General features: G+C 66.2%; 13 protein-coding genes. 5 read left to right on the top strand and 8 right to left on the bottom strand.

Features of this window, described 5'->3' with window-relative positions; all coding sequences use genetic code 11:
* Nucleotides 1-39: 39 nt before the first annotated feature.
* The 4 genes from KBW98_RS22150 to KBW98_RS22135 form a co-directional block, all read right to left on the bottom strand.
* The gene (locus KBW98_RS22150; RefSeq protein WP_211522335.1) at nt 40-1,395 is read right to left on the bottom strand and encodes an alkaline phosphatase; all 1,356 of its coding nucleotides are present in this window, start codon (nt 1,393-1,395) and stop codon (nt 40-42) included.
* 14 nt (nt 1,396-1,409) lie between these two features.
* Entirely contained in the window at nt 1,410-2,849 is a 1,440-nt protein-coding gene (locus KBW98_RS22145) for an alkaline phosphatase (RefSeq protein ID WP_211522334.1), read from the bottom strand.
* 299 nt (nt 2,850-3,148) lie between these two features.
* Entirely contained in the window at nt 3,149-3,787 is a 639-nt protein-coding gene (locus KBW98_RS22140) for a lytic transglycosylase domain-containing protein (RefSeq protein WP_373888993.1), read from the bottom strand.
* Complete coding sequence (locus KBW98_RS22135; RefSeq protein ID WP_211522333.1) at nt 3,784-5,502, bottom strand: proline--tRNA ligase; 1,719 nt, start codon at nt 5,500-5,502, stop codon at nt 3,784-3,786. The genes KBW98_RS22140 and KBW98_RS22135 overlap by 4 nt, the downstream gene beginning before the upstream one ends.
* 325 nt (nt 5,503-5,827) lie before the next feature.
* On the opposite strand from KBW98_RS22135, the gene KBW98_RS22130 reads away from it, so the two are divergent.
* Nucleotides 5,828-6,469: an RNA pyrophosphohydrolase gene (locus tag KBW98_RS22130; protein WP_211522332.1), complete on the top strand. Its 642-nt coding sequence runs from the start codon at nt 5,828-5,830 to the stop codon at nt 6,467-6,469.
* Nucleotides 6,470-6,855: 386 nt separating this feature from the next.
* Complete coding sequence (locus KBW98_RS22125; RefSeq protein WP_211522331.1) at nt 6,856-7,284, top strand: DUF1841 family protein; 429 nt, start codon at nt 6,856-6,858, stop codon at nt 7,282-7,284.
* On the opposite strand, the gene KBW98_RS22120 is transcribed toward KBW98_RS22125, so the two are convergent.
* From KBW98_RS22120 to KBW98_RS22105, 4 genes are all read right to left on the bottom strand, one after another.
* On the bottom strand, nt 7,281-8,795 hold the full coding sequence (locus KBW98_RS22120) for a SulP family inorganic anion transporter (protein ID WP_373888992.1): 1,515 nt from the start codon (nt 8,793-8,795) through the stop codon (nt 7,281-7,283). The genes KBW98_RS22125 and KBW98_RS22120 overlap by 4 nt on opposite strands.
* Nucleotides 8,796-8,928: 133 nt before the next feature.
* Nucleotides 8,929-9,867: an alpha/beta fold hydrolase gene (locus tag KBW98_RS22115; RefSeq protein ID WP_211522329.1), complete on the bottom strand. Its 939-nt coding sequence runs from the start codon at nt 9,865-9,867 to the stop codon at nt 8,929-8,931.
* Between the two features lie 81 nt (nt 9,868-9,948).
* Complete coding sequence (locus KBW98_RS22110) at nt 9,949-10,287, bottom strand: cytochrome c (protein WP_211522328.1); 339 nt, start codon at nt 10,285-10,287, stop codon at nt 9,949-9,951.
* An 8-nt stretch (nt 10,288-10,295) separates the two neighbouring features.
* Nucleotides 10,296-10,637, bottom strand: coding sequence for a cytochrome c (locus tag KBW98_RS22105; RefSeq protein WP_211522327.1), 342 nt, complete (start codon nt 10,635-10,637; stop codon nt 10,296-10,298).
* Between the two features lie 176 nt (nt 10,638-10,813).
* Between KBW98_RS22105 and KBW98_RS22100 the strand changes: the two genes are divergently transcribed.
* Genes KBW98_RS22100 through KBW98_RS22090 form a run of 3 tightly spaced genes read left to right on the top strand, consistent with a single transcriptional unit; the run spans nt 10,814 to nt 13,427 of the window.
* Nucleotides 10,814-11,668, top strand: coding sequence for a MoxR family ATPase (locus tag KBW98_RS22100; RefSeq protein WP_211522326.1), 855 nt, complete (start codon nt 10,814-10,816; stop codon nt 11,666-11,668).
* Entirely contained in the window at nt 11,665-12,252 is a 588-nt protein-coding gene (locus KBW98_RS22095) for a GNAT family N-acetyltransferase (protein WP_211522325.1), read from the top strand. The genes KBW98_RS22100 and KBW98_RS22095 overlap by 4 nt, the downstream gene beginning before the upstream one ends.
* Before the next feature lie 5 nt (nt 12,253-12,257).
* A complete protein-coding gene (locus tag KBW98_RS22090; RefSeq protein WP_211522324.1) occupies nt 12,258-13,427 on the top strand; it encodes a VWA domain-containing protein in 1,170 nt (389 codons plus the stop codon).
* Nucleotides 13,428-13,529: the final 102 nt, after the last annotated feature.

The following is a 13,529-nucleotide window of genomic DNA, read 5'->3' as shown; positions in this document are numbered from 1 at the left end:
CGCGCAGGCGGGGACCCAAGTTTGCTTGTACGGCGCGACCTACAACCCCGCCGCCGCCTTCATCAAGTGAAACACCTTCGTATTCTCCATCGTCCCCTTGAACGGCGCCGACCCCGCCCCCGCCGCATACAGCTTCACATCCCCGCCCCCGTGCGATTCGTACTCCGTGCGCACCCCGGTCTCGCGCAGGTAGTCGTTACTGAGCGCCGTCTTGCTGTCCACATCGGCCCGCACATCCGGCCGGTTCGGCCCGTTCCCGAACACCAGCGTGGTAAAGGTCTTCCCGTCCGCATCCTTCTTCGGCTCGCCGCTGGCGTAGTCGCGCAGCACGTCCAGCACCGGGTTGCCGCGCTTCGGATAGCCGTTCAGGACCATCGTGTGGTCATGGTCGGCCGTCACCACGACCAGGGTGTTCTCCAGCCCCGGATCGATGGCGCGCATGCGGTCCAGCGCGGTCTGGATCGCTTCGTCGAAGGCCACCGTCTCGGCCAGCGCGTCCTTGGGACGCGTGTCGTGCAGCGCGTGGTCGATCTTGCCGCCTTCGACCATCAGGAAGAAGCCATCCGGGTCCTTTGACAGCAACTCGATCGCCTTGGCCGTCATCTCGGCCAGGGTCGGCTGCTCGGCGCGGCGCTTGAGCGAATAATCGAGGTGGTCGCTGGCGCTGTAGATGCCGACGAACTTGCGGCCCACGCGCGCCGACATCATGTCCGCGCGCGTCGTGGCCACGAAGTAGCCTTGCGCAGCGAACTCCTTCATCAAGTCGCGCCCGTCCGGCCGGCCGTCGGGATTGCCGGCGCCGCGCGGCGTGAAGTGGGCGCGCCCGCCTCCCATCAGCACGTCGACGCCGTCGCCCAGCGCCGCGTTGTAGCCGGCGCCGCCCGGCACGATCTGCTGGGCGATCGTGTACACGGCGTCGCGGTGGCAGGCGTGGGCGAAGGTCGAGGCGGGGGTGGCGTGGGTCAGCTCGGTCGTGGTGACCGCGCCGACCGCCTTGCCGCGCGCCTTGGCCAGTTCCAGGATGGTCGGCGCCGCCGCGCCGTTGCCGGCGCCGCAGCGGTCCACGCCGTCCTTGGTCGGGTCGATGGCGCGCGCATCCTTCATCGAGATCACGTCGTTGTTGATCTTGATGCCGGTCATGTAGGCGCCCATCGAGGGCGCGCTGTCGGTGGTCTGGAAGTCGTTGGAATAGGTCTTGATGCGCGCGGTGCGTTCCAGCCGCTCGAAGTCGAGCAGGCTGTCCTCGCCGCCCTTGTAGATGCGGGCGGCGGTGATCGTGGTCGGGCCCATGCCGTCGCCCAGGAAGAAGATGATGTTCTTCGCCTGCGGGGCGGCAGCGGCGTGGGTGGCAAGGAGGCTGGCGGCCAGCAGCAAGGGAAGGCGTCGAAGGTTCATGGTGGCTCCTTGGCTTACAGACCGGCGGCGGTCTTGATCAGGCTGAAGACGCGGGTGTTGTCGATGGTCCCGCGGAACAGTTCGGACCCGGCGCCCGCGGCGCCCAGGAAGACGTCGGCGCCGCCGTGGGTCTCGGCCCCGGTGCGGGTGCGGATCACGGCTTCCTGGTGGTAGTCGTCGCGCGTCACGATCTCGTCGGTGAGCGGTCCCCGCTTGGCGCGGCTGCCGGCGACGCGGTTCTCGCCGGTGCCGAAACCGATCACCGTGTAGGGCATGCCGTCCTTGTCCAGCTTGGGCTTGCCGTCCAGGCCGCGCACCAGGCCCAGCACGCCCGGATTGGTGGGCGTGGTCTTGCCGGTGCGGACCGTGTAGCCGTTCAGCAGCAGGGTGTGGTCGTGGTCGGCGGTGGCCACGATGAGCGTGTTCTTCAGGCCCGGATCGATGGCCTGCATGCGGTCGATGGCGGCCTGCAGGGCGTCGTTGTAGACCACGGTTTCCTGGAGCGCGCGCTTGGCCAGCGTCGCGTGCAGGCCATGGTCGATCAGGCCGCTCTCGACCATCAGGAAGAAGCCGTTCGGGTTCGGGGCCAGCAGGTCGATGGCCTTGCGCGTCATCTGCGGCAGGTCCGGCTGCACCATCGGATTGCGGATTTCGTTATAGGCCAGGTGGTTCTGCGCGAACAGGCCGATGGCCGGCTGGCCGGGAACCAGGGCGTTGAACTGCGCGGTGTCGCGCGCGACACGGAAGCCCTGGGCGCTCAGTTCGCCCAGCAGGTCGCGGTTGTCGGCGCGCTTGCCGCCGGCCGCGAAAGGCGTGAAGAACTGCACGCCGCCGCCGAACACCACGTCCAGGCCGCGCGGGCCGAGCGCGCCGTTGTAGCCGGCGCCGCCCGGCACCAGCGCGGCCGCGATGTCGGTCTCGAGCTTGCGGTGGCAGGCGTGGGCATAGGTGGCGGCCGGCGTGGCGTCGGTGACGCTGGTGGTCGTCACCACGCCGAGCGCCATGCCGCGGCGCCGGGCCAGTTCCAGCAGGGTGTCGACCTTGCTGCCGGTGCTGCAGCGGCTGACCAGGTTGTTGCCGTTGGCGTCAGGGCCGGGGGCGACCGACACGGTATCGGCCGACATCGAGATCACGCCGTTGTTCTGCTTCACGCCGGTCATGTAGGCCGCCATCGAGGCGGCGCTGTCGGTGACCTGGGCGTTGTTGGAGAAGGTCTTGACGAAGGCCGATTCGGGCAGCTGGTCGATGGCCAGTTCGCCGTCTTCGCCGACGGCGTAGATGCGGGCGGCGGTGAGCGTGTTGATGCCCATGCCGTCGCCGAGGAAGAAGATCACGTTCCTGGCGCGTTCGGCGGGCGCGCTGGAGGACTGCAGCGGAGTCGTTGCGGGCGGCGTGGCTGCGCAGCCGGCGAGCAGGGCCAGCAGGGCCGCGGTGGCGAGAGTGGTCGGTCGCATAGGCACCTCACGGGGGAAAGCGGTGAGTCTACACTGTGCGCGGGGGGTATGGCGGGACGATATGTTGTGGGTTTGTATAGGACTTGGGGCGCTAGACAGTTCGCACCCGATGGGGATAGCCTGCGCCCTCGGAACGTCATTCCCGCCACTGGCGGCAATGACTCCCCGCGAAGGCGGGGATCCAAGTTTCGTGCGCAGCCACTGTCTTCAAACGCAAGGGGATACGCAGCGAACTTGGGTTCCCGCCTTCGCGGGAATGACGGGCATGAGCTAACACTAAACGCCGACCGAAAGGCTGCTCAAACCGTCGGCTTGAACTCCCACTTCTTCCACGCCGCGAACACCGCATTCGGATACTGCGGCCTGCCCCGGCTGCCGTTATAACGGCCCAGCGCCAGGTACAAATCGCCCTTCTCCATGTCGATGTACATGCGCAGGATCGAGCACCCATAGCGCAGGTTGGTCTGCATGTGGAACAGCTTGCGCCGGTCGCCGTCGCCGATCACCTTGGTCCAGAACGGCATCACCTGCATGTAGCCGCGCGCGCCGGCGATCGAGATGGCGTACTTGCGGTAGGCCGATTCGACCTGGATCAGCCCCAGCACCATGGCCGGATCGAGTCCGGCGCGGGTCGATTCGTACCAGACGGTCTCGAGGAATTCGGTGCGCGAGAAAGGATCGGGGATGCGCTTGGCCAGGCGCCGCGACATCTCGTCGAACCACTGCTGGTAGCGCTGGCGCGCGGCCTCGCTGCGCAGCACCGGCTTGGGCGGGCGCGCGTCGGCGATGGCGTTGGCCAGCGCCAGGCGCACCGAGTCGGCCATTGCCTCTTCCTTCTGGTTGCCGGCGTGCGCCGCCCCGCCGAACCCGAGCGACAACCCGAGTCCGGCCGCGAGCAGCAGCCCTCCGATCCAGGAGGCAGGCAGGAACCGCTTCACTTGCCCAGCTTGTCCTTGATGAAGCCGACCATGCCGTCCACCGGCACGCTGGTCGCCTCGGCGTCGCGGCGGCCCTGGTATTCCAGGTTGCCTTCCTTGAGGCCGCGCTCGCCGATCACCACGCGGTGCGGCACGCCGATCAGTTCCCAGTCGGCGAACATCGCGCCCGGACGCAGGCCGCGATCGTCGACGATCACGTCCACGCCCGCTGCCTGCAGGTCGGCGTAAAGCTTCTCGGTCTGCTCCTTGACCATCTCGCTGCGGTCCAGGCCCATCGGGCACAGCACCAGCTCGAAGGGCGCGATGGCGTCCGGCCAGACGATGCCCTTGTCGTCGAAGTTCTGCTCGATCGCCGCGCCCAGGATGCGGGTCACGCCGATGCCGTAGCAGCCCATCTGCAGCGGGACCGGCTTGCCGCCTTCGTCCAGGTAGGTCGCGCCCATGGCTTGCGAGTAGGCGGTGCCGAGCTGGAACACGTGGCCCACCTCGATGCCGCGCTCGATCGCCAGCACGCCCTTGCCGTCCGGCGAAGCGTCGCCTTCGACCACGTTGCGCAGGTCGGCCACGATCGGCTCCGGCACGTCGCGGCCCCAGTTGGCGCCCGTGTAGTGGTAATCCACCTCGTTGGCGCCGCACACGAAGTCGGCCATGTTGGCGACGGTGCGGTCGGCCACGACCTTGACCGGGGCCTTGGTGTTGATCGGACCCAGGTAGCCCGGCACGGTGCCGTAGGCTTCCTGGATCTCGGCTTCGGTCGAGAAGCGGAAGTCCTTCAGGCCTTCGACCTTGCTGACCTTGATCTCGTTGAGTTCATGGTCGGCGCGCAGCAGCAGCAGCCAGTACTGCTTCTTGCCTTCGTTCTCGACGGTCAGGGCGATGCTCTTGACGTGGTGCTGGAGCGGGATGTTCAGCAGCTCGGCAACGGCTTCGCACTTGGTCTTGCCCGGGGTCGAGGTCTTGGTCAGTGCCTGGCTGGCCGCGCCGCGTTCGCCCAGGGCCAGCGCTTCGGCGGCCTCGATATTGGCCGCGAAGTCCGAGCTCGGGCAGTACACCAGCGCGTCTTCGCCGGTGCTGGCGATGACGTGGAATTCATGCGAACCGGTGCCGCCGATGGCGCCGTTGTCGGCCGCCACCGCGCGGAACTTCAGGCCAAAGCGGTTGAAGATGCGCACGTAGGCGTCGAACATGGTCTGGTAGGAGACCTGCATGCCTTCGACATCGCGGTCGAAGGAATAGGCGTCCTTCATGGTGAACTCGCGGCCGCGCATCAGGCCGAAGCGTGGACGGCGCTCGTCGCGGAACTTGGTCTGGATGTGGTAGAAGTTGATCGGCAGCTGGCGGTAGGACTTGAGCTCGCTGCGCACGACGTCGGTGACGACTTCTTCCGAGGTCGGCTGGATGGCGTAGTCGCGGCCGTGACGGTCTTTGACGCGCATCAGTTCCGGGCCCATCTTGTCCCAGCGGCCGGTTTCCTGCCACAGTTCGGCCGGCTGCACGACCGGCATCAGGAGTTCGATCGCGCCCGCACGGTTCATTTCTTCGCGGATGATGTTTTCCACTTTGCGGATGATGCGCAGGCCCATCGGCATATAGGTGTAAATACCGGAGCCCAGGCGCTTGATCATCCCGGCGCGCATCATCAGCTGGTGGCTGACGATCTCCGCGTCGGAAGGCGCTTCTTTAAGAGTTGAAATAAAAAATCGTGAGGCGCGCATATCGGTGAATTCTTTTTAAAAAGAGAGAGTTATAATCGACCTTAATTTTAAAGGATTAGCCGGCTGATGCGTCCAAACTTTCTACAAATGGATCCGAGACAGGCAGCGCCTGCCGCGCAAGCGGGACGGGTCCTCCAAGGACGCTGGTGGGAGGCTTGTAAAACCGTCGCGAGCGGCAGCAATGTTGGCTAAGAAGCGCAGCTGTACGAATGTACAGCGAGCATCGCAGGCCGACAGTGCAACGCGCAGCAGGTTTTTCAAGCTTCCCATTTGTAGGTAAAAATATAAGGAACGCTCCGCCGGCAGAAAGTTTCGAGGTGCACTTATGCTCGATCGTGAAGGGTTTCGCCCCAACGTCGGCATCATCCTGCTTAACGCCAACAACGAGGTGTGGTGGGGCAAGCGGGTGCGCGAGCACTCGTGGCAGTTTCCGCAAGGGGGTATCAAATACGGTGAGACGCCGGAACAGGCGATGTACCGCGAGCTGGAGGAAGAAATCGGCTTACGCCAGGAACATGTGAAGATCATTGGCCGCACCCGCGACTGGCTGCGCTACGAAGTGCCCGACCACTTCATCAAGCGCGAGATCCGCGGGCATTACCGCGGCCAGAAGCAGATCTGGTTCCTGCTGCGCATGGTGGCGCGCGATAACGACGTCAACCTGCGCCTGACCGACCATCCCGAGTTCGACGCCTGGCGCTGGCATGACTACTGGGTGCCGCTGGACGTGGTGATCGAGTTCAAGCGCGACGTCTACCAGCGCGCGCTGCAAGAGCTGTCGCGCTTCATCACCTGGCCGAAGGGTGGACACGGCCCGCAGGGCGAACGCCGCCACACGGCGCGCTACCTGCGCCAGCCGCGCTCGCAGTCGGGCAACAAGCCGGCCCAGGCGGCGGCCACGACCGGCGCGCCGACCTTGGCCACACCGGGCGCCGCGGAAACGCTCGTGCTTGCGCCGAACAAGTAGTCCGGCAGGAGAAGCGCAAGGCTTCTCCTGCACCTTCCTTCCCCTGTGTGCGCTTGCACAGGATTGATTATGCGCAAAACATTGCAATAATTACAATACCCTGCGGTACAGTGCGCCGATGAATCGTCGGCCTCGCATTCCTGCCTTCCTTCGCCATTCTTGCCGCCGCCCCGATGCCTAGCGCTGCCAGCATGTGAATCTCGCAAGCTTGCCTGTACGCTATAGCGGGCCGGGAATGGAAATCATCACCTTGGGAAAGATCGCAGGCAAGGTCGAGGGAGAACAGGAGGCGCGGGCACAGCAGCGCCAGGCCTGCGGGACGGCGAACACGAACGGGTGAGGCGCGCTACAATGCCGGCTCTCCCCTTTTCCGCACTCTCCCAGCCATGTTCACCCCGTCTTCGCACGACGTGCGCCGTTTCTTTTGCGACGCCCTCCGCAAGCACCGCAAGGGCGAGATCCTGACCCCGATGGACGCCATCGCGGCCGACTGGATCGCCCAGCATCCCGAATACCACGCCGAACTGGAGGACGTGGAAGAGGCGATCGCACGCGACTACTCGGTCGAGGGCGGCAAGCCGAATCCCTTCCTGCACCTGTCCATGCACCTGTCGATCGTCGAGCAGGTCTCGATCGACCAGCCGCGCGGCATCAAGGCCGCGCACGACGCCCTGGTGGCCAAGCGCGGCGAGCACGAGGCGCACCACGAGATCATGGAATGCCTGGGCGAGATGATCTGGACCTCGCAGCGCAACGGCCTTCCGCCGGACACCGACAACTACGTCGAGTGCGTGCGGCGGCGCGCCTTCGCTTAAGAAAGTTTATCGTCGGCCACGTGGTAGCGCGGGTCTTCCAGGACGTTCACTTCGACCATATCGCGTGCGTTCTCCAGCAGCTCCCGGCAATCCGGGCTTAGGTGGCGCAGGTGCAGGCGCTTGCCCAGCTGGCGGTAGCGCTCGGCCAGCGCATCGATGGCCTGGATCGCCGAATGGTCGGCCACGCGCGCGCGCCGGAACTCGATCACCACGTCTTGCGGATCGTCCCTGGGCGTAAACAGCTGCTGGAAGTCGGTGACTGAGGCAAAGAACAGCGTGCCTTCCAGCTCGTAGACTTTCCAGCCCTGCGGGTCGAGGTAGGCGCCCGCCCTCACCTGCTTGGCATGCTGCCAGGCGAACACCAGGGCCGAGACAACCACCCCGGCCAGCACCGCGACCGCCAGGTCGTAGGCCAGGGTGATGCCGGCCACCAGCACGATCACCAGCGCATCCGCGCGCGGCACCTTGCCGAACAGGCGGAAGGTGCCCCATTCGAAGGTTTTCTCGCATACCACGAACATCACGCCGATCAAGGCCGCCAGCGGAATCTGCTCGATCCAGCGGGAACCCACCAGGATGAAGGACAGCAGGAACAGCCCAGCCGCGATGCCCGACAGGCGCCCGGTGGCGCCGCTGTTCACGTTGATCATGCTCTGGCCGATCAGGGCGCAGCCGCCCATGCCGCCGAACAGGCCGGTGACGACGTTCGCCGCGCCCAGCGCCAGGCTTTCGCGGTTCGGCTGGCCGCGGGTGTCGGTGATCTCGTCGATCAGGGTCAGGGTCAGCAGCGACTCGATCAGGCCGACGCCGGCCATCACCAGCGCGTAGGGGAAGACGATGCGCAGCGTCTCCCAGGTGAAGGGCACATCCGGCAATGCGAAGGACGGCAGGCCGCCGGCGATCGAGCCGAGGTCGCCCACGGTCTTGGTCTCGATGCCCAGCAGCGCGCAGCCGGCGGTGGCGGCCAGGATACCGACCAGGGTGGACGGCACGGCCTTGGTAAGGCGCGGTGTGAGGTAGATCACGGCCATGGTCGCGGCGGCCACGCCCAGCATCGTGGCCAGGGCGGCGCCCCCCATCCACTGCGGCGCGCCATCGGGGCCCGGCGTCTTGAAGTGGCCGAACTGGGCGATGAAGATCACTAGCGCCAGGCCGTTGACGAAGCCGAGCATCACCGGATGCGGCACCATGCGGATGAACTTGCCCAGCCGGGCCGCGGCGAACAGCAGCTGCAGCACGCCCATCAGGACCACCGCCGCGAACAGGTACTGGGCGCCATGCTGGACCACCAGCGCGACCATCACCACCGCCAGCGAACCGGCGGCGGCCGAGATCATGCCGGGGCGGCCGCCGAAGGCGGAGGTGATCAGGGCAACCAGCACCGCGGCGTACAGGCCGGTGAGCGGCGAGACGTGGGCGACCAGGGCGAAGGCGATGGCTTCGGGGACCAGGGCAAGGGCGACGGTCAGGCCGCTGAGCAGGTTGGTTTTGAGGTGGGTGGGGGATAACACGGGGACTCCAGGGGTTCGGTGCGTGCGGGGGCTGGTGGTGTGCTGGCGAACTTGGGTCCTCGCCTTCGCGGGGACCCAAGTTTGCATGCAGCTCCGCAGCCCCCGCAGCAAAGGGCCCGTATCTTACCAGCTCCTAGCCCCGCTCCAGCGCCCCCAGGAACGCCAGGTAATCCCGCGCCACCCCTTCCTCGCGCTCCAAGGTCGGCAGGTGCCCCACCCCAGGCATGACGATCACCCGCGCCCGCGGCAGCAAGCGTCCCAGCGCCGCCGCGCCGGACACGTCCAGCACACGGTCCTGTTCTCCCCACACCACCAGCGCCGGCGCCTTCACCGCGCGCAGCGCGTCGCCCAGCGACCGGTCGCGATGGACATCCGCATAGATCCGCTCGTGCAGCGACTGGCGCCGCAGCGATTCCTGGGCCAGCACATCCCGGACGAAGCGCGGCATGAAGGGCGGATCGGCCATCACCAGCTGGAACAGCCGGTCGAACTCGTCCTCGTCGCTGGCCATCAGCAGATTGGGGCCGCCGGCCGCCACGGCCGCGGCCAGTTCGCTGGCTTGGGCGCCCGGCACGCCGTTCGGCGCCAGCAGCCACAGGCTGCGCACCGCGCCGGGATACAGCGCGGCGTAGTGCAGCGCGATCTGCCCGCCCATCGAACTGCCGCCCAGGTGCGCACGATCGGCGCCGAGCCGCTGCGCGAAGGCGTGCAGCGTACGCGCCTGGGCCGCAGGCGTGTAGGCGGCATCGCGCGCATCCACCGACTCGCCGAAGCCGGGCAGGTCCGGCACGATGACGCGGTAGCGGCCGGTGAGGAAGCGCCCCACGCGCGTGAAATGGTCCTTGTTGCCGCGGAAGCCGTGCAGCAGCAGCAGGGGCTCGCCCTGCCCGCCCTCCAGGTAGACCATGCGCTGCCCGCCGGGCAGGACGAGTTCCTTGCGTTCCAGGCCGGAGCGCGCGCGGTCGAGGCTGAAGATCGCCGCCGTCACCTGTGCCGGCGCGACAAGGACAAGGGCGGCGACGGCGGCCAGCATCGCCAGGAAGATGAACAGGAGGGGACGCAGGCGCTTCATGGATTCATGCCTGGTGAATGGACCGTGGAAATGAAAAACCCCTCCAGTGGAGGGGTTCGCAGTGCGGCCGGCGGCGGCGGCTTATTTGCTGGTCACCAGCTGCGTCGGCAGGCTGGCCAGGTAGGCGCCGATGTCGGCCATGTCCTGGTTCGACAGCGGCTGCACCTGGCCCGCCATGATCGGGTTGACGCGGCCGTTGGCGCCGGCGCCGCGCTTGTAGGCGCGCAGGGCGTGGGCCAGGTAGTCCGCGTGCTGGCCGGCCAGCTTCGGATAGGTCGGGTCGATCGGCTTGTTGTAGTCGGCGCCATGGCAGGCGGCGCAGTTGTACTTCTTGACCAGGGCCTCGCCCTTGGCCACGTCGGCCGCGGAGGCGGTCACGCAAAATGCGCCGGCGACCAGCGCGAAAATCAGTTTTTTCATGGCTGTCCTTAGCGCTTGGCGGTATCCGGGGTCTGCTGGGCGTAATAGGACGCCACGTCGGCGATGTCCTGGTCGCTCATGGACGAGGCGATGCCGACCATCGAAGGATGCTTGCGGTCGCCCTTGCGGTAGGCCTTCAGGGCGGACTCGATGTACTTGGCGGACTGGCCGCCGATCTTGGGAACATGGTAGACCTCGGGGAACGCGGTCTTGTAGCCGCCGGCGATGCCGTGGCAGCCAATGCACATCTCGATCTTGCTGCGTGCGGACTTCGGGTCTCCGACGACGTCCGCTGCCGCGGCGGTGCTGGCGCACGCGGCCAGTACCAATACTGCTACAGTGTTTTTCATGGTGTGGCTCGTTAGTTGTAATTCGAATACCGCAGACGCACAAAAAGTTAGCAAATGGTCCACCAACCTGTCGATTCTATCTGAAGAGTTGGCACCAGTCTACAAAGCGTGTGTACCGTCACCGCCCCGGTTCTGGCATATACTCGGCTTCATTTCATTCTTATTTGCCATCCGCGATGCAAGCTTCCCAACGCTTCGAAGGCAGCGACAACTATGTCGCCACCGCCGACCTGAAACTGGCCGTCAACGCCGCCCTCACCCTCGGCCGCCCGCTCCTGATCAAGGGCGAACCCGGCACCGGCAAGACCATGCTGGCCGAAGAGGTCGCGGCCGCGCTCGACATGCCGCTCATGCAGTGGCACGTGAAATCGACCACCAAGGCGCAGCAGGGCCTGTACGAATACGATGCCGTCTCGCGCCTGCGCGACTCGCAGCTGGGCGACGAGCGCGTGCGCGACATCCACAACTACATCGTCAAGGGCGTGCTGTGGCAGGCCTTCACCGCGCCGGAACCGGTGGTGCTCCTGATCGACGAGATCGACAAGGCCGACATCGAGTTCCCGAACGACCTGCTGCGCGAACTGGACCGCATGGAGTTCTACGTCTACGAGACGCGCGAGATGGTCGTGGCCAAGCACCGCCCGCTGGTGATCATCACCTCGAACAACGAGAAGGAGCTGCCGGACGCCTTCCTGCGCCGCTGCTTCTTCCATTACATCAAATTCCCCGACCGCGAGACGATGGCCGACATCGTCAAGGTCCACTTCCCGGCCCTGAAGCAGGACCTGCTGGCCGCCGCGCTGCAGTCCTTCTACCAGCTGCGCGACGTGGCGGGCATCAAGAAGAAGCCCTCGACCTCGGAATTCCTCGACTGGCTCAAGTTGCTGCTGGCCGAGGACATCCCGGCCGAAGCCCTGCGCAGCCAGGACGCCAAGGCCGTGGTGCCGCCGCTGGCGGGCGCCCTGCTGAAGAACGAGCAGGACGTGCACCTGTTCGAGCGCCTGGTATATATGTCGAGGACCAACCGATGATCCGGGTCGCGCCCGTCACCCTGGAATTCAACGGCGTGCGCCTGGAACCGCTGGCCATGCACCACGCCGAGGCGCTACGCGCGGCCGCCAGCGACGGCGAACTGTGGACCCTGCGCGTCACCAGCGTGCCCGAGCCCCACGACACCGAGCAGTACATCGCCACCGCGCTGGACACCCGCAACCGCCTGGCCTTCGCCGTCATCGACGCCGCCTCCGGCGCCGTGCTCGGCACCACCAGCTACCACGACATCATGGCCGACATCGGCCGGGTCGAGATCGGCTACACCTGGTACGCCAAGCGGGTGCAGCGCACCCACGTGAACACCAGCTGCAAGCTGCTGCTGATGTCGCATGCCTTCGATACCCTGGGCTGCGGCGTGGTGGGCTGGCGCACCGATTGCGAGAACTTCGCCTCGCAGGCCGCCATCGAGCGCCTCGGTGCAAAGAAGGACGGCGTGCTGCGCCACCACCACATGCGGCGCGACGGCACGGTGCGCGACACCGTCATGTACAGCGTGCTGCGCGCCGAATGGCCGGCGATCAAGTCGCAGCTGCACGACAGGCTGGCCCGCCACGCCAGGTAAGCCCCATGCTGATCGATTTCTTCTACACCCTGCGCGACGCCAAGGTCCCGGTCACGATCAAGGAATTCCTGACCCTGCTCGAGGCCATGCAGGAGCAGGTCATCGCTCCCTCGCTCGACGAGTTCTATTACCTGGCGCGCCTGACCCTGGTGAAGGACGAGGCCCATTTCGACAAGTTCGACCGCGCATTCGGCGCCTACTTCAAGGGCGTGAACGCGGTGTTCGACGAGAAGGCCGAGATTCCGCTCGACTGGCTGATCAAGCGCTTCGAGCGCGAGCTGACGCCCGAACAGAAGGCGCAGCTGGAAAAGCTCGGCTACGACAAGCTGCAGCAGCGCCTGGAAGAACTGCTGAAGGAGCAGAAGGAGCGCCACGAAGGGGGCAACAAGTGGATCGGCACCGGCGGCACCTCGCCCTTCGGCCACGGCGGCACCAATCCCGAGGGCATCCGCATCGGCGGCCAGGGCCGCAACCGCTCGGCCGTCAAGGTGTGGGAGCAGCGCAGCTACCGCGACTACGACGACGAGCGCGAGCTCGGCACGCGCAACATCAAGGTGGCCCTGCGCCGCCTGCGCCGCTTCGCGCGCAGCGGGGCGGCGGACGAGCTGGCGCTGGACGACACCATCCGCGCCACCGCCAGCAACGCCGGCTACCTCGACATCCGCATGCAGCCCGAGCGCAAGAACCGCATCAAGGTGGTGATGCTGCTCGACGTCGGCGGCTCGATGGACGACCACATCGAGCGCGTCGAGGATCTGTTCTCGGCCTCGAAGAGCGAATTCAAGAACATGGAGTTCTATTACTTCCACAACTGCGTCTACGACTACCTGTGGAAGAACAACCGGCGCCGCCACAGCGAGCGTTTCCCGACCTGGGACGTGCTGCGCAAGTACCCGCCTGATACCCGCGTGATCTTCGTCGGCGACGCCACCATGAGCCCCTACGAGGTCTTGGCCCCGGGCGGCTCGGTCGAGTACAACAACGAGGAAGCCGGGGCCGCCTGGCTGGCGCGCTTCACCAGCGCGTTTCCCAAGTTCGCCTGGCTCAACCCCGAGCCGGAGAACCTTTGGCAGTACCGGCAGTCGATCGCCGTGATTCGCCAGATCATGAACAACCGGATGTTCCCGATCACCCTCGAAGGCTTGGAGCGGGCGATGCGCCTGCTCAGCAAATAAGACGCGTCCTACACGCAATCGTGCGCGCGGCTCTCCTTGTAAAATTGGCAAAACCGTAGGGTGCGGCGGGTTGAAACCGACCCGGGTGTAGGTGTGGGGGCG

The sequence above is a fragment of the Massilia sp. ST3 genome (genome assembly GCF_018119405.1).
Lineage (GTDB): Bacteria > Pseudomonadota > Gammaproteobacteria > Burkholderiales > Burkholderiaceae_D > Telluria.
This window is presented reverse-complemented; position numbering and strand designations above follow the sequence as displayed.